At 67.9% G+C, this 16,619-nt stretch carries 12 protein-coding genes; 2 read left to right on the top strand and 10 right to left on the bottom strand.

Annotation, left to right across the window (positions count from 1 at the left end):
- Window positions 1–64: 64 nt before the first annotated feature.
- From PA6_RS01745 to PA6_RS01730, 4 genes are all read right to left on the bottom strand, one after another.
- Window positions 65–2,659: a LuxR C-terminal-related transcriptional regulator gene (locus PA6_RS01745; RefSeq protein WP_021699141.1), complete on the bottom strand. Its 2,595-nt coding sequence runs from the start codon at window positions 2,657–2,659 to the stop codon at window positions 65–67.
- A 136-nt stretch (window positions 2,660–2,795) separates the two neighbouring features.
- Window positions 2,796–4,160 carry a DUF1329 domain-containing protein gene (locus tag PA6_RS01740; protein WP_021699140.1) on the bottom strand — a complete coding sequence of 455 codons (1,365 nt, stop codon included), beginning with the start codon at window positions 4,158–4,160 and terminating at the stop codon, window positions 2,796–2,798.
- A gap of 14 nt (window positions 4,161–4,174) precedes the next feature.
- Window positions 4,175–6,004 carry a DUF1302 domain-containing protein gene (locus PA6_RS01735; RefSeq protein WP_021699139.1) on the bottom strand — a complete coding sequence of 610 codons (1,830 nt, stop codon included), beginning with the start codon at window positions 6,002–6,004 and terminating at the stop codon, window positions 4,175–4,177.
- A gap of 228 nt (window positions 6,005–6,232) precedes the next feature.
- Window positions 6,233–7,564 (bottom strand): spinster family MFS transporter, encoded by a 1,332-nt coding sequence (locus PA6_RS01730; protein WP_021699138.1) that lies wholly within the window; start codon window positions 7,562–7,564, stop codon window positions 6,233–6,235.
- A 213-nt stretch (window positions 7,565–7,777) separates the two neighbouring features.
- Here PA6_RS01730 and PA6_RS01725 point away from each other — a divergent pair, with 213 nt between their 5' ends.
- Window positions 7,778–9,256, top strand: a complete 1,479-nt coding sequence (locus PA6_RS01725; RefSeq protein WP_021699137.1) for a FadR/GntR family transcriptional regulator — start codon at window positions 7,778–7,780, stop codon at window positions 9,254–9,256.
- Between the two features lie 3 nt (window positions 9,257–9,259).
- Here PA6_RS01725 and PA6_RS01720 read toward each other — a convergent pair whose 3' ends face one another.
- The gene (locus PA6_RS01720; protein WP_021699136.1) at window positions 9,260–10,483 is read right to left on the bottom strand and encodes a CaiB/BaiF CoA transferase family protein; all 1,224 of its coding nucleotides are present in this window, start codon (window positions 10,481–10,483) and stop codon (window positions 9,260–9,262) included.
- A 144-nt stretch (window positions 10,484–10,627) separates the two neighbouring features.
- Entirely contained in the window at window positions 10,628–11,809 is a 1,182-nt protein-coding gene (locus tag PA6_RS01715; RefSeq protein WP_021699135.1) for an acyl-CoA dehydrogenase, read from the bottom strand.
- A 178-nt stretch (window positions 11,810–11,987) separates the two neighbouring features.
- Between PA6_RS01715 and PA6_RS01710 the strand changes: the two genes are divergently transcribed.
- Window positions 11,988–12,887 (top strand): LysR family transcriptional regulator, encoded by a 900-nt coding sequence (locus PA6_RS01710; protein ID WP_021699134.1) that lies wholly within the window; start codon window positions 11,988–11,990, stop codon window positions 12,885–12,887.
- Between the two features lie 51 nt (window positions 12,888–12,938).
- On the opposite strand, the gene PA6_RS01705 is transcribed toward PA6_RS01710, so the two are convergent.
- The 4 genes from PA6_RS01705 to cysT all read right to left on the bottom strand — a co-directional run bounded on the left by PA6_RS01705 (window position 12,939) and on the right by cysT (window position 16,572).
- Window positions 12,939–13,616, bottom strand: coding sequence for a hypothetical protein (locus PA6_RS01705; RefSeq protein WP_237034843.1), 678 nt, complete (start codon window positions 13,614–13,616; stop codon window positions 12,939–12,941).
- A gap of 261 nt (window positions 13,617–13,877) precedes the next feature.
- Window positions 13,878–14,867 (bottom strand): sulfate/molybdate ABC transporter ATP-binding protein, encoded by a 990-nt coding sequence (locus tag PA6_RS01700; RefSeq protein ID WP_021699132.1) that lies wholly within the window; start codon window positions 14,865–14,867, stop codon window positions 13,878–13,880.
- Window positions 14,868–14,870: 3 nt separating this feature from the next.
- A complete protein-coding gene (cysW, locus tag PA6_RS01695) occupies window positions 14,871–15,743 on the bottom strand; it encodes a sulfate ABC transporter permease subunit CysW (protein ID WP_021699131.1) in 873 nt (290 codons plus the stop codon).
- A gap of 10 nt (window positions 15,744–15,753) precedes the next feature.
- Entirely contained in the window at window positions 15,754–16,572 is an 819-nt protein-coding gene (cysT, locus tag PA6_RS01690; protein WP_021699130.1) for a sulfate ABC transporter permease subunit CysT, read from the bottom strand.
- Window positions 16,573–16,619: the final 47 nt, after the last annotated feature.

The following is a 16,619-nucleotide window of genomic DNA, read 5'->3' as shown; positions in this document are numbered from 1 at the left end:
CCCCCAAGCGCAAGCTTGGGGCCTTTTTCTTTGCGCGGTGCGCGGGCGGCGTGCTTGCCGGCCTTCAGCCCAACCACCCCTCCGCCTTGGCCCGGGCCACGGCCTGGGTGCGGCGTTGTACACCGAGCTTGACGTTGATCCGCCGCGCGTGGGTTTTCACCGTGTGCAGGGAGATGTACAGCTGTTCGGCGATCTGCTGGTTGGAGTGGCCCTGGGCGATCAGGCCGAGCACGGCCAGTTCGCGCTTGCTCAGCAGCGACTCGTTCTGGGCGGCGCCGCTGCTCTCGGCCGTGCGCTGCAACAGCTGCTGCGGCCAGGCCGGGTGCCCCTCCAGCCAGTCGGGCTGGCGCTGTTGCAATGCCAGTAGCGGCAGCACCTGCTGCTGGCGCTCGGCCTCAGCGACGGCGATGCGCAACAGCGCCTCGGCCTCGTCCTCGCGTCCGCTCAGGTGCAGGGCCTCGGCCTGGCTCAGGCGCACCTGGGTGGCCAGGCTGTGGTGGCCGCTGTGTCGGCAGTCGTCATGCAGCTGTTGCAGGGCCTGCAGTGCCCGCGCCTGCTCGCCCAATGCGAGGTCGGCCTGGGCCTGGCACAGGCGGGCGCGCGGCAGCAGGTCGTAGAAGCCCGAGGGCGCCAGCAGGCGCTCCTGCTCCAGGCGCTGGCGCACCCGCTGGAAGGCCTGGCGCGCCTGTTCCGCCTCGCCCAGGCGCAGGCTCAGGTTGCCCTGGGCCAGTTGCAGCATTTCCCGGTAGCGCACCTCCGGCACATGCAGCCAGTGCATCCGGCGTTCGGCGCGGCGCAGCAACTGCTCGCCCTGCTCATGTTCACCCTGGGCAGCGGCCAGTTCGGCCAGGCTCAGGTAGCCGAACAGCAGGTAGGCGTCTTCGCAGTCCTCGGCTTCCTGCACGCCGGCCTGCAGCACGGTCTGCGCCGTGTCGAGGTCGCCGTGGCCGGCCAGCAGGGTGCCGCGCAGCAGCTGCAGGCGGGCATGCACCGGGCCGCGCAGCGCGGCATCCTGCAGCAGCTGCAGGCATTGGTTGGCCAGGTCGAGGGCGCGCTCGCGTTCGCCGAGCATGGCCAGCAGGTGGATATGGTCGACGCTGAGTAGGGCTTCGAACAGCACGTTGCCGCGCAGCCTGGCCAGGCGCAGGCCTTCGCGGCTGTGCTGCTGGGCGCTGGTCAGGTCCAGTTCGGCCATGGCCTGCTGGGCCAGGGCCTGATGGCAAAGAATGTGCTGCGACCAGGCCGACTCGTGCAGCACGTCCAGCGCTTCCAGGCAGTGCTGGCGGGCGCTGGCCAGGCCACGCTGGCGCTGCAGCACGCCCTGTACCGCCTGGTATTGGGCGATCAGCTGCTGCTGGCGGCGGGCATCGGGCTGCGGCAGGAAGCGGTTCAGTTCGGCGACGCAGGCATCCACCTCGTCCAGCCGGGCACAGATGATCAGCGCCCAGGCCTGCAGCATGATCAGCCGTGGCGTGCTGTTGAACAGGCTGGCCGGCAGCTCGTCGCGCCAGTGCAGGAACTGCGCGACGCTGTGGCCGATCAGCAGCTGGTCCTGGCCGTAGCGCTGCAGGTAGCTGGCCGCCACATCCGGTTGCTCGGCCCAGAGCGCGTGTTCCACCGCCTCGCGCACCTCGCCACGCTGGGCGAACCACTGGCAGGCGCGCACATGCGCCTGCAGTGGCGTGCGGCCGTCGGGCAGGCGGCGGAGCAGGTTGGCCAGCGGGCGCCACAGGCGAAACCACTTGCCGCAGCTGTCCAGACCGTGCAGGAACAACTGGCGCTGGCGCAGCTGCTCGAGCACGCCGGCGCCGCCCTGCTCGTCCAGCAGGTGGGTGCACAGTTCGGCGCAGAAGCGTGGCATGTGCGCCAGCACGAACAGCGCATGACGCAGGGCCGGTGGCAGGCCGGCGAGCACCTCGCGCTCCAGGTAGTCGAGCAGCAGCGGGGTGCCGGCGCCCAGGCGCTGGCCGAGGTTGTCGGCATGCCCGCCGATCAGCAGCAGGCAGATGCCGGCCAGCCAGCCTTCGCTGTGATGCAGCAACTGGCCGGCCAGCTCGTCGGGCAGCGCTTGCTGGCGCTGCAGCAGCAGGCGGTCGAGCTCGTCGCGGTCGAGCGCCAGGTCATGCGCATCGAGTTCCTGCAGGTCGCCCTGCAGCAATAGGCGCGGCAGATTCCAGGCCGGCCGGCGACGCCCGCCGATCCACCAGCGCAGGGTGTGCGGGGCGCGTTCGAGCAGGCGGTCGAGGCAGGCATCCAGCTCGGCGCAGGGCTGGCGCGGATAGTCGTCGAGGATGATCCACAGCGGCTGCTCGACGCGCCCGAGCAGCAGGCCCAGTTCGGCACAGGGCTCGCCGTCGCCGTGCGCCAGCTGCAGGGCGGCGGCCAGGCGGGCGAGCAGTTCGGCGGGGCTGTGCGGGTGGCCGAGCAGGTCGAGCCAGACCACGCGAGTGGCGAAGGGCGCCTGGCGCGCGCATTCGTTGAGCAGCACGCTCTTGCCAAAGCCGGCAGGGGCGCAGACCAGGGTCAGGCGGCTGTCGCCGGCCAGCAGGGCCTGGGTCAGGCGCGGGCGATGGATATGCGCCGCCGGCAGGCGGGGCAGGGACGGGTCCGGTTGTCGCGCGGTGGCAGCCGGATGCAGGGCGCGAACCTTCTCGTGCATGGTCGTGGCCTCGGCTCTTGTAGTTGTTGTGGCGAGCGCTCGATCTTATCCAATTCGCCGCCGGCGAGTCGGCTGCGGATAAAAAAGGCGACCACTGGGGTCGCCTGAAACAGGAGCAGCGTTGCGTTGGAACCCGTCAGCGCACGCCGGCGTTGCGCAGCGCGGCCGGGGTGAAGTCCACGGCCGAGGCCTGGATGCCGTACTGCACGGCGCTCTTCTCCTCGTTGGCCATGCCGACGGCGATGTAGCGTCCGGCGATGATGTCGTACAGGGCCTCGAAGGCGTACACCGGCACCTGCTGGTCGAACTGCTGCAGCAGCATGGCCTGGCCGACGCGCCACAGCTGGCCGCGGCCGTCGTAGTGCTCGGACACGGCGATCTGCCAGCTGTCCTCGTCGACGAAGAAGCGGCGCTTGGCGTAGATGTTGCGCTCGCCGGACTTCAGCGTGGCCTCGACTTCCCAGACGCGGTGCAGCTCGTAGCGCGCCAGGTCCTGGTTGGTGTGGCCGGCATTGAGGATGTCGTCGTACTTCACCTCCGGCGACTGCAGCTTGTAGTTGTTGTAGGGGATGTACAGCTCACGCTTGCCGACCAGCTTCCAGTCGTAGCGGTTGGGCGCGCCGTTGTACATGTCGAAGTTGTCCGAGGTACGCATGCCGTCGGCGGCGGTGCCCGGGCCGTCGTAGGCCACCTGCGGCGCGCGGCGCACGCGGCGCTGGCCGGCGTTGTACAGCCAGGCCATGCGCGGCTCGGCGATCTGGTCCAGCGAGTCGTGCACCAGCAGCACGTTGCCGGCCAGGCGCGCCGGCGCGGTGACGCGCTGCTTGAAGAACAGCAGGGCGTTCTCCGCCTTCTTCGCGTCCAGCCCCTTGGTCATGCCGGGGAAGGCCACTTCGTCCTCGAAGTGCACCAGGGTGAAGTCGCCGTTGGCCTGCGGCGCGGCCTGTACGGTACTGCGCCGCAGGTTGCCGCCGCGGTAGCGGGTGATGTGGTTCCACACCACTTCCAGACCGTTCTGCGGAATCGGGAAGGCGTAGTAGCGGCTGTCGGCGAAGCCCTTGAGGCCGTTGCCGCCCTCGATCAGGCTGGTGTTGACCGCGCTCTTCGCCGCCGCGGCGTAGATGTCCGCCGGCAGGGCGGCGCTGCGATGGCTGGGGTAGACCGCCATGCGGTAGGTCTCGGGGTAGCGCTTGAACATGGCGACCTGCCCTTCGGACAGTTTGTCGCGGTACTGCTCCAGGTTCTGTGCGGTGATGGTGAACAGCGGCTGCTCGCTGGCGAAGGGATCGCCGAGGAAGCCGCCGGACAGCACGCTGGCCGCGCCCTTGGCCAGGCCGCCGGTCCACTCTGGAATACTGCCATCGGCGTTGCCGGCCTTCTCCGCGCCGAGCGGGGTGAGGCTGTTGCCGAGCTTGGCCGCTTCTTCCGGCGCCACGGCGGCGAGCACGCTGCCGGCCAGCAGGGAGAGGGCGAGGGCGGTGATCAGTTTTGTTGTTTTCATGTCGATCCTTTCCCTTAGAAGTTCACGCCGACGCTGAACGCGAGGAAGTCGCGATCGACGATCGGGTTGTAGTCGCCGCCGAAGAAGTCGGTGTACGACAGGCTGGCGGTGTAGGTGTTGCGGTACTCGGCATCGAGGCCGACGCTGATCGCTTTGGAGCCTTCGTTGAACACCGGGCCGTAGCCGTCGACGTCGTGCGACCAGGACAGGTTCGGCTTGAGGTTGATGCCGGCGATCACGTTGCTGTAGTCCCACACCGCGCGGGCGCGGTAGCCCCAGGAGGTGCTGGTGTAGAAGCCGTGGTAGCCGTACTCCTCGGCCGAGGCCAGGTTGGAGGCGGCGGTGCCGTAGGGCGAGCCGTAGATCGAGTCGCGCCCGTAGCGCACTTCGCTCTGCCGCTCCAGGCCACCGATGCGGGTCACGCCCAGCTCGCCCACCAGGGTCAGGCGGTCGGCGCCCATTACCTGGTCGAAGAAGTGGGTCAGGGTGGTCTGCGCCTGGGTCACCTCCTTGCGGTTATAGCCACGGCTGACGGCGCCGGCCTGGCCCAGCGCGCCAGCCAGGCCGCCGGTCGCCGCGGCGCCGGCTACCGAGGTGGCCAGCTTGCCGGTCATATCGGTGCTGTTGATCTGCAGCGGCATGTTCGGCCGGTAGCTGAGCTCGCCGGCCCAGGCGGTGCCGGTGGGCAGCGAGGTGGAGAAGCTCAGGCCGTACAGGCGGATGTCCTCGGGGTATTCGAGGAAGTAGCTGCCGCGGCCGAGCAGGATCGGCTGGGCCAGGGCGCCGCCAAGGGTGGTCAGCGCGGCGGTGATGTCGGCCGCGTTGGCGTTCTGCATGCTCAGGTTGGGGGTGCGGCTGTGATAGTTGAGGAAGTAGGCGGCGTACTCCGCCTCGTCGCCCATCCAGCGCAGGGCGGCACCGAACTGGCCGCTGTCCTTGGCGTCGCGGTCGCCGCCGCGCGGCACCACCAGGCCCTCGTCGGTGACCTCCACCTCACTCAGCGCAGCCTGGGCAGCCGGACCGAAACCGCCAGCCTTAGCGCCCTGGATCGAGGCGATCGAGCTGGGGCCGAGGATGTTGTAGTTGTTGTCGCAACCGTCGGCGACCACGTCGGCGCCGGCGAAGAAGGTGCCGCAGTTGTCGGCCACCGTCTGGTCCCACTCCAGCTGGTAGAACGCTTCGGCGGATAGCTGATCGGTGATGCTCTGCGACAGGTAGAACATGTTCACCGGGATCAGGCCTTCCTTGATCTCGGCGCCTGGGCGGCGGAAGGCTGCGGCGTCGATCGGGTTGATCGCGTTGATGCTGTTGCCGATGAAGGTGCTCTCGCCCCAGCTGACCACCTGCTTGCCCAGGCGCACCGAGCCCGGCAGCTCGCCGATGGCGTAGTTGTGGTAGACGAAGGCGTCGAGGATCTCGGCACCGGAGGACTGCGCACCCTGCTTGCGGTTGGAGTCGTCGATGTCCTTCCACAGGCGCTGTTCGTCCTTCAGCTCGAAGTCGTACCAGTACTTGCCGCGTACGAAGACGCCGGTGTCGCCGTACTTCAGTTCGAGGTCGTGAATGCCCTTGAAGATCTTCGAGAAGGTTTCGCCCTTCTTGAAGTTCAGGCGGCCGTCGTCGCCGGTCTGGGTGAAGCCGGTGCCGCCGTTGGCTTCGCCGATCAGGTCCGGGTCGGCGCTGCGCATCGACCAGCTGGCGCCCACCGAGAGGGACGAGTCGAGCTGGCCTTCGATTTCGCCGATGTTGAAGTTGACGGCCTGCGCCGGAGCGGCCGTGCCGAGGGCGATGGCCAGGGTGAGGAGGTGCGGCTGGAAGATTCCGGGCCTTGTTGTTTTTGTCATGAGGCTCTCCGTGAATGAGGGTGCAACGGACAGCACCCTACCCAGCGGCTGACAGGCGCATAAGCGCACCAAGGATGTATTTGGCCTGTCGCTCGAAAGTACGAATGGCCCCCTGGCGCGCGGCCTGGCGGCGCTCAGAAACGCGCTGAATGGAGCGTCATCAGCGCAAACCCATTGACCATGAAAAAGCCCCGCCGAAGCGGGGCTCATGCACTCGCGCGCGCTGCCTCAGGCAGTGCCCAGCGACCACTGCTGCAGGCGCTGCAGGCTTTCCCGGTAGGGATGCAGGCCGCGCCACAGCAGGAGGATCGAGGAGGCCACGGCCAGCACCGTGACGATCAGCAGCGAGTAGCGCAGGGCCTGGTCGTCGCCAAACACGAAGTCGGTGACCAGTGCCACGGCAGTCGGGCCCAGGCCCAGGCCGATCAGGGTGATGACGAACAGGTAGATGGCCGAGGCCTGGCCGCGCATGGCGTTGGGCATGATCTCCTGGATCGCCGCCGGCGCCACGCCGAACGGCATGCTCAGGCAGAACACCGCCGGTGCCAGCAGCACGCTGGCCCAGAGTGCATCCGGCATCAGCGGGAAGGCGAGGACGAAGGGCAGCGCGCCGATGGCCGCGTAGAGGCCGACGCGCATGTTGGCGTCGTCCCGCCCGCGCCGCGCCAGGCGGTCGGCCAGGCGCCCGCCGAAGACGATGCCCAGGCAGCCGAATACTGCCACGATCGAGCCGTAGACGATGCCGACCTGGCCGGCGTCCCAGCCGTAGGTGCGGATGAAGAAGGTCGGAATCCATGCCGCGCTACCGTAGCCGGCCAGTGCCAGCCCGGCGAAGCCGAAGTTGTGGCACAGCACGGTGCGGCGGTTGCTGCGGATATAGCGGCCGACCTCGGCCAGCGGCACTGCCACCCCGGCGCCGACGCCGCGCCGCGCCGGCTCGTGCACGGCCAGCATGAGCAGGGTGAAGAGCACGCCGGCGGCGCCGAGGATGAGGAAGATCAGCTGCCAGGGGCGTACCTCGCCGAGCAGTGGCAGCACCAGGTCGCCCTGTGCCGAGGCGAACTGGATCACCAGGCCGCCGAGCAGAAAGGCAATGCCCGAGCCCAGGTAGACGCCCATCGAGTAGACGCTGATGGCGGTGGCGCGGCGTTCCGGCGGGAAGCTGTCGGCAATCAGCGAATAGGCCGCCGGCGACAGCGCCGCCTCGCCGACGCCGACGCCGACCCGGCACAGGAGGAACTGCCAGTACAGCTTGGCCATGCCGCAGGCGGCGGTGGCGGCGCTCCAGAACAGCACGCCGACGGCGATCAGGCCGCGCCGGCTCTTGGTGTCGGCCAGGCGCCCGAGGGGAATGCCGCAGACCGTGTAGAACAGGGCGAAGGACAGGCCCATCAGCAGGCTCATCTGCGTGTCGCTGATCACCAGGTCGCGGCGGATCGGTTCGACCAGCAGGTTGAGGATCTGCCGGTCGATGAACGACAGCACGTAGGCGACCATCAGGATGGTCACGGTGACCCAGGCGGAAAGACTGGAGGGGTAGCCGTTATTGTTGTTGGGCATGGCAAGGCTCCGCGGCGCCGTCCTGGCACTCGAATAGAGGGAGGGGTGAATCCAGCTTAGGTCCGTATAAGCGCGGCTTAGTATCGCTCTAAGGTGTTATCAGCAAGCTGAATTGGGGTGATGGCTTTGCACCTATATCTGTGCGTTGGTGCCGTGTGAAACCAGGAAAAACTGGGCTAATGTGTCGCCTTCTCCATGGATTGGGTGGCAAACATGTCGGATCCATCAGGTTTCGCCCTGGCTTCGAGCCGGCCGGCCAAGCTGGCCGAACGGGTGGCCGAGGCGCTGAAGCGCGACATCAGCGCGATCGGCTGGCCGGTCGGCCAGGTGTTCGGTTCCGAGGCGCAGCTGATGGAGCGCTACGGCATCGGCCGGGCCACCCTGCGCGAGGCGATACGCCAGCTGGAGCGCCACGGCGTGGCCAACATGCGCCGTGGCAGTGGCGGTGGCCTGGTGATCAGTCGCCCGGCGCGCGACTCGGCGGCGCTGGCGCTGGCCACCTACCTGGAACTGATCGATGTCAGCTTTGGCGAGCTGTACGAGGCGCGTGCGCTGATCGAATCGCAGGCGGTGCTGCTGGCCGCCGAGCGCCTGGACGAGCCGGACATCCCGCGGGCGCGGGAACTGATCGAGCTGCTCGGGCAGGAGCAGCCCGGCTGCTTCAACGCCGAGTTGCGCCTGCTTGCCGATGTGCGCGACTTCATCTGCCGGGTTTCCGGCAATGCCGCGATCAGCCTGATCCTCGAAGCCCTGCAATGCGTCACCGTCAGCGGCCGCACGCCGCGTGACGCGCATGCGCGGGCACGGGTGCAGACGGTATTCGGCCAGGTGCGCCGGCTGAAGATCGAGCTGCTCGAGGCACTGATCGGCGGCGACGGCCTGCGCGCCCGTGAGCGCATCCAGGACAAGCTGCGCCTGACCCGCGAGCTGATCATCGAGCTGCGCGGCGGCCTGAGCCATGGCCCCACCTCGGCCATGACCGAGCTGGCGGCGGCTCCCGACTTTGCCTTCTCGCGGGTCTATGACAAGAGCGCCCATCGCCTGGCCGTGGTCATCGCCCGCAACATCAGCGCCTCGGGGCTCGGCAGCGGCGCGCGGATCGGCGCCGAGCCGGACCTGCAGGCGCGGCATGGGGTCAGCCGCGCGGTGTTGCGTGAGGCGGTGCGCACCCTCGAACTGCACGCCATCGTGCGCAGCCGGCGCGGCCCCGGTGGCGGCCTGCTGGTGGCCACGCCGGAACCCAGCTACACGGTGCGCCTGGCAGTGGAATACCTGGGCCAGACGCAGCCGCTCAGCCAGCATTTCCATGCGGTGTGGAAGAACCTGCAACTGGCGGTGGCCGGGCTCGCCGCTCAGCGCCTGGACGCTGCCGGGCGGCAGCGCCTGCAGGCACTGCTGGACAGCCTGCAGCGGGCCGGCGAGGCGGAGCGCCTGCAGCGCAGCGGCGAGCTCGACCTGTGCCTGGCCGAGCTCAGCGGCAACCGGGCGCTGGCGCTGTTCGTGCGACTGCTCGGCGCATTGGCCGAGAGCTATCCGAGCGGTGCGGTGGCGCAGTGGATTCTGCAGCACCTCGGCGAGCACCAGGCGCGCCTGGGGGCGGCGGTGCTGGCCGGTGACCCCAGCCTGGCGCGGCGGCGCATGCTTGATCAACTGCGCCTGATCGAGACCGGGTTCGGCCTGGCCGAGGACTAGGCGCTATACCACGCCGGCACTGCGCAGCGCGGCAATCTGCTGCTGATCCAGGCCGAGCAGGCGCTGCAGCACATCGTCGCTGTGCTCGCCGAGCAGCGGCGGCGCGTTGCGGTATTCGACCGGGCTGGCGGACAGGCGCAGCGGGCTGGCCACCTGGGGCGTGCTGCTGCCCAGGCTGTTGGGCAGATCGAGGCGCAGGCCGCGGGCCTGGACCTGCGGGTCGGCGAACACCTGGGCCAGGTCGTTGATCGGCCCGCAGGGCACGCCGGCCGCCTCCAACAGCGTGACCCATTCGGCGGTGCTCTTGAACACCGTGGCCTGGCGCAGCAGGGGGATCAGCTCGGCGCGGTGATCGACCCGCGCCTTGTTGCTGGAAAAACGCGGGTCGTCGGCCAAAGCCGGTAGGCCGGCGACCTCGCAAAACTTGCGGAATTGCCCGTCGTTGCCCACGGCGAGGATGAAGTTGCCGTCGGCGCTGGGGAAGTCCTGGTAGGGCACGATGTTCGGGTGGGCGTTGCCCATGCGCCGGGGGGCCACGCCGGTGGCCAGGTAGTTCATCGCCTGGTTGGCCAGGCAGGCCACCTGTACGTCGAGCAGCGCCACGTCGACATACTGGCCTTCGCCGGTCTTGTCGCGATGCGCCAGGGCGGCCTGCACGCCGATGGCGGCGTACAGGCCGGTGAGCAGGTCGGTGAGGGCGACGCCGGTCTTCATGGGACCGCCACCCTCCTCACCATCGGGCTTGCCGGTCAGGCTCATCATGCCGCCGAGGCCCTGGATCATGAAGTCGTAGCCTGCCCGCCTGGCGTAGGGCCCGTCCTGCCCGAAGCCGGTGATCGAGCAGTAGATCAGTCGCGGGTTGACCGCTTTCAACGAGGCATAGTCGAGGCCGTAGGCGGCCAGGCCGCCGACCTTGAAGTTTTCCAGCAGCACGTCGCACTGCGCCGCCAGTTCGCGCACCAGGCGCTGGCCCTCGGGCTGGGTGAAGTCCAGGGTCAGCGACTGCTTGTTGCGGTTGGCGCACTGGAAGTAGGCCGCTTCGCGGCTGTCGTTGCCGGCGCCATCCTTGATATAGGGCGGTCCCCAGTGACGGGTATCGTCGCCACTGCCGGGACGCTCGACCTTGATCACCTCGGCGCCGAGGTCGGCGAGGATCTGCCCGGCCCAGGGGCCGGCGAGCACGCGGGACAGGTCGAGAACACGCAGATGGGACAGGGCGCCGGGCATATGGATCTCTCGGAGAAGTCCCCTCTCCCGCTAGCGGAAGAGGGCTAGGGAGAGGGAAGGTAGGTGCGCCGAAACATCGCCCTCTCCCCCTGCCCCTCTCCCATAAATGGGCGAGGGGAGAGAGGCGCGCGCGGCCAAAGTGACTTAGAAGAACGCCTGCAGGCCGGTCTGCGCGCGGCCGAGGATCAGTGCGTGGACGTCGTGAGTGCCCTCGTAGGTGTTGACCACCTCCAGGTTGACCAGGTGGCGGGCCACGCCGAACTCGTCGCTGATGCCGTTGCCGCCCATCATGTCGCGGGCCATGCGCGCGATATCCAGTGCCTTGCCGCAGCTGTTGCGCTTCATGATCGAGGTGATTTCCACCGCGGCGGTGCCCTCGTCCTTCATCCGGCCCAGGCGCAGGCAGCCTTGCAGGGCCAGGGTGATCTCGGTCTGCATGTCGGCCAGCTTCTTCTGGATCAGCTGGGTCTGTGCCAGCGGGCGACCGAACTGGGTGCGGTCCAAGGTGTACTGGCGCGCGGTGTGCCAGCAGAACTCGGCGGCGCCCAGGGCGCCCCAGCTGATGCCGTAGCGGGCGGAGTTGAGGCAGGTGAACGGGCCCTTCAGGCCGCGCACGTCGGGGAAGGCGTTCTCCTCGGGGCAGAACACGTTGTCCATGACGATTTCGCCGGTGATCGAGGCGCGCAGGCCGACCTTGCCGTGGATGGCCGGCGCGGACAGGCCTTGCCAGCCTTTTTCCAGGACGAAGCCGCGGATTTCGCCGGCGTCGTCCTTGGCCCAGACCACGAACACGTCGGCGATCGGGCTGTTGGTGATCCACATCTTGCTGCCGGTCAGGCGGTAGCCGCCGTCGACCTTCTTGGCGCGGGTGATCATCGAGCCCGGGTCGGAGCCGTGGTTCGGCTCGGTCAGGCCGAAGCAGCCGATGTACTCGCCGGATGCCAGCTTGGGCAGGTACTTCTGTTTGGTGGCTTCATTGCCGAACTCGTGGATCGGCACCATCACCAGCGACGACTGCACGCTCATCATCGAGCGGTAGCCGGAGTCGATGCGCTCCACTTCGCGGGCGATCAGGCCGTAGCACACGTAGTTCAGGCCGCTACCGCCGTAGGTTTCGGGAATGGTGGCGCCGAGCAGGCCGGTCTCGCCCATCTCGCGGAAGATCTTCGGGTCGGTCTGCTCGTGGCGGAAGGCCTCCAGCACGCGCGGGGCCAGCTTGTCGGCGGCGAACTGCTGGGCGCTGTCGCGCACCATGCGCTCTTCTTCGGTCAGCTGCTGGTCCAGCAGGAGCGGGTCGATCCAGTTGAAGCTTGCCTTGGCGGCCATGGTGCAATCCTCGAAGCGTTGGCAGTGAAGGGCCGGCGCGAAGCCGGGCAGTGGAGAAAGACTAGGCCCGCGCGGCGCGGGCGGCAAACGAGTATTTCGCACGCTGTTGTGCGTAAAATTCACTTCGAGATAGCCTGGATCAGCTTTTTTGCTGCTTATGAGTGAGGCTTAGGCATAGATGCGTCGCAAGATTCCCAGCACCGCGGCCCTGGTGGCCTTCGAGTCGGCCGCCCGTCACCAGAGCTTCACCAAGGCTGCCGACGAGCTGGCGCTGACCCAGAGCGCCGTGTGCCGGCAGATCGCCGGGCTGGAGGAATTCCTCGGCATCGAGCTGTTCCGTCGCTCACGGCGTGGCGTGAAGCTGACCGAGGCGGGCCTGGCCTACAGCCGCAAGGTGGCGGCGCAGCTGGATGCGGTGGAGCGCGACACCCTGGCCGCCATGGGCCAGCAGGGTGCCCAGGGGTTGGAGCTGGCCGTGGTGCCGACCTTCGCCACCCAGTGGCTGGTGCCCCGCCTCAAGGAGTTCCAGCGCCTGCACCCGGAGGTCACGGTGCACCTGACCAACCGCACCCGGCCCTTCCTGTTCGCCGATACCAGCTTCGATGCCGCCATCTATTTCGGCGATGGCGACTGGTCGGGTACCGAGGCGCACTACCTGATGCCCGAGGAGCCGCTGCCGGTGTGCAGCCCCGAGCTGCTGGGCGAGCGTACGCAGTTCACCGCCGCCGAGCTGGCCAACCTGCCGCTGCTGCAGCAGAGCACCCGGCCCTACGCCTGGCGCCAGTGGTTCGCCGCGCAGGGCCTGAATGTGCCGCGCGACATGAGCGGGCCGCGCTACGAGCTGTTCTCCATGCTGGCCCAGGCGGCCATGCATGGCATGGGCGTGGCGCTGATCCCGCCGTTTCTCATCCAGCGCGAGCTGGACGCCGGCCTTCTGGTGCCGGCGCACCCGGCGGCACTGCTGAGCAGCGACAGGGCCTACCGGCTGATGATCCCCGAGCGCAAGGTCGAGTCCGCGGCCCTGCGCGCCTTCCGCGACTGGCTGCTGCAGGCGGCGCGCGAGTATCGCGGTGCGTGACGGGCATGAAAAAGCCGGGCAATGACCCGGCTTGTTCTACCGCCGCGGGGCTCAGAGCGAGCCGGCGACCTGGCCGAGTCCCATCCACTGACCGGTCATAGAGCGCGTGTGGCGGTCCACGGTGGTTGGCGCGAAGGCGCGGCCGGAGGCACTGGCCAGGGCATTGCTGCCGCTGTTCATGTCCATCAGGGCGGCGCGCAGGAACTTCCAGCGGGTCTGCAGCTTGGCCACGGCGGGGTTGGCCTTGCCGTCCAGGCTGCCCAGTTCCTTGTCGATCTGCGGCACCAGGATGCGCTCGTCCTGGCCGACATAGTTGTCCGGCTGCTCACGCGCGATTTCAAAGCTGCCAATGTAGGAACGGCTGAGGTACTGCACGGCCAGGTACTCGACCTGGGCCGGCAGTTCACCGAGCGGGTCGGCATCCGGTACGCCGCGCGCCACAGTCAGCAGTTCGCGCAGGGCCTTGGCCAGATCCTGGGGATATTCCCAGGGCATGTTGTCTTCGTTGGGGCCAAAGGAAACACCCAGGCGTAACTGGGTAACAAGTTTGGTGGTCAATCCGGGAATTTCCGAACTGGCGCTCATGGCAGCCTGGGCGGATGTCTCCAGATCGGCAATATCCTTCTCCAGGCGGGTCAGATGCTCTTCCTGGAAGCCCTCGCCACGGACCAGCAGCAGGCTGCTGGTGGCGCGGCTGGCGTACACCTGTACCTGTTCGGCGGCCGTCATGGCGGCCGCCTGGGCGACGGCAGAGAGGCTTGCCGCGATCCCGATAAACAGCGAAAAACACAATCGAATCAACGGATTACGATTCATCCCCGGTCGCTCCCTAATTATTCTTGTCGGTGCGTGATGTCAGAAGGCAGGGCGGCCATCGGCGCAGTGGCAACAGCCTACTGCGCTTGTCATAGCAAAGGATGAGCCAAAAGAGTGATTCGTATCGCAATTCTGGCGCCGCGGAGCCGTCGCGGCTCCGCGTGTGCTACCGGGTCACAACGCCGCCTGGCGCTGCCAGACCTTGGGCCGGAAATAGAGCGTCTCGCCGCGGGTCAGGCCGCTCAGGCTGTCGTGATCCTTGACCACTTCGGCCTCGATCAGCTCGTCCTGTCCTTCCACCTTGAGCGTCACCCGGGTGATGGCGCCGAGCGGGCGGATGTCGCGCACCTGCGCCGCGCGGTGCTCGTCGATGGCCAGGCGCGACAGCGACACCTCGTGCGGACGGAACAGCAGGTGCTGGTCGTCGCCCAGGTGCAGGCGGTTGGCGTCGCCGAGGAAGTGGTAGACGAAGTCGCTGGCCGGCTGCTCGTAAACCTCGGCCGGCGAGCCGATCTGCTCGATAGTGCCCTTGTTCATCACCACGATGCGGTCGGCCACTTCCATGGCTTCTTCCTGGTCGTGGGTGACGAACACGCTGGTCAGGTGCACTTCCTCGTGCAGGCGCGCCAGCCAGCGGCGCAGTTCCTTGCGTACCTTGGCGTCGAGGGCGCCGAAGGGTTCGTCGAGCAGCAGCACCTTGGGCTTCACCGCCAGGGCGCGGGCCAGGGCGATACGCTGGCGCTGGCCGCCGGACAGCTGCTCCGGGTAGCGGTCGGCCAGCCAGTCGAGCTGGACCATGCCGAGCAGTTCGTGCACCCGTTCGGCGATCTCCGCCTCGCTCGGGCGCTCGCCCTTGGGCTTCATGCGCAGACCGAAGGCGACGTTGTCGAACACCGTCATGTGGCGGAACAGCGCGTAGTGCTGGAACACGAAGCCGACGTTGCGATCACGCACGTCGTGGTTGGACACGTCCTCGCCGTGGAACTGGATGCTGCCGGTATCGGGCGTCTCCAGGCCGGCGATGATGCGCAGCAGGCTGGTCTTGCCGCACCCGGACGGGCCGAGCAGGGCCACCAGTTCGCCGCTGTGGATATCCAGGTTGATCTGGTTGAGCGCGCGGAAGGCGCCGAAGGTCTTGCTGACTTTACGGATTTCGATGGACATGACTTATTCCTCCGCGTCGCTGTGACGTAGGCGGGACAGACGGGATTCGCTCCACTGCTTGAGCAGCAGGATGATCAGCGCCAGGGCCAGCAGCAGGCTGGCGACGCTGAAGGCGGCGACATGGTTGTATTCGTTGTAGAGAATCTCGACGTGCAGCGGCAGGGTGTTGGTGTAGCCACGGATATGCCCGGACACCACCGACACCGCGCCGAACTCGCCCATGGCCCGCGCGGCGCACAGCACCACGCCGTAGATCAGGCCCCATTTGATGTTGGGCAGGGTCACGTGCCAGAACATCTGCCAGCCGCTGGCGCCGAGCAGGCGCGCGGCTTCCTCCTCCTGGGTGCCCTGCTCCTGCATCAGCGGGATCAGTTCACGGGCGACGAAGGGCACGGTGACGAAGATGGTCGCCAGCACGATGCCGGGCAGGGCAAAGATGATCTGGATGTCGCGGTCCTGCAGCCATTCGCCGAAGAAGCCCTGGGCGCCGAACAGCAGTACGTAGATCAGGCCGGCGATCACCGGTGAGACGGAGAACGGCAGGTCGATCAGGGTCACCAGCAGGCTCTTGCCGCGGAACTCGTACTTGCTCACGCACCAGGCGGCGGCCACGCCGAACACCAGGTTGAGCGGCACGGCGATGCCCACGGCGAGCAGGGTCAGCTGCAGCGCGGCGATCGCGTCCGGCTCCAGCAGGGCGCTGAAGAAGGTGCCGAAGCCGAGCTTGAGCGCTTCGCTCAGCACCACGAACAGCGGCAGCAGGAGAAACAGGGCAAAGGCCAGCCAGGCGCCGATGATCAGGGTGATGCGGCCAGCGGCGTTACCGCGGCGGGCGGCGTTGGTCGCCGCACTGGCCGACAGGGTAGCGGTGGTCATGACGGCCTCCTTACGGGCGTTCGATGCGGCGCTGCAGCAGGTTGATCAGCAGCAGCAGGACGAAGGACACCACCAGCATCAGCACGCCGATGGCGGTGGCGCCGGTGTAGTCGTACTGATCGAGCTTGACCATGATCAGCAGCGGCAGGATCTCGGTCTTCATCGGCATGTTGCCGGCGATGAAAATCACCGAGCCGTACTCGCCGACGCCCCGGGCGAAGGCCAGGGCGAAACCGGTCAGCCAGGCCGGCAGCAGGGCCGGCAACAGCACATGGCGGAACACCTGGAAAGGCCTGGCGCCCAGGCAGGCGGCGGCTTCCTCGACCTCGCGCGGAATGTCCGCCAGCACCGGCTGCAGGGTGCGCACCACGAAGGGCAGGGTGACGAAGGTCAGCGCCAGGGTGATGCCCAGCGGGGTGTAGGCGATCTTGAAGCCCAGCTCGGTGGCGAACTGGCCGACCAGACCGGCCGGCGCATACAGCGCGGTGAGGGCGATGCCGGCGACGGCGGTGGGCAGGGCGAAGGGCAGGTCGATCATCGCGTCGATGATCTTGCGCCCGGGGAAGCTGTAGCGCACCAGCACCCAGGCCAGCAGGGTACCGATCACGCCGTTGAGCACGGCGGCGGCGAAGGCGGTGGCGAAGCTCAGCTTGAGGGCGGCCAGCACGCGCGGTGCGCTGATGATGGCCCAGAATTCGGCCCAACTGAGTTGGGCGGCGTGCACAAACATGGCACCCAGGGGAATCAGCACCAACAGGCTGAGGTACACCAGGGTGTAGCCCAGCGTCAGCCCGAAGCCGGGTATGACGGGGGAAATGCGGCGTGACATTGCGATGTCCCTTTTGCTTGGAGTGGGTAGGGCGGGTGAAACCCGCG

It is taken from the genome of Aquipseudomonas alcaligenes NBRC 14159 (assembly GCF_000467105.1).
GTDB lineage: Bacteria > Pseudomonadota > Gammaproteobacteria > Pseudomonadales > Pseudomonadaceae > Aquipseudomonas > Aquipseudomonas alcaligenes.
This window is presented reverse-complemented; position numbering and strand designations above follow the sequence as displayed.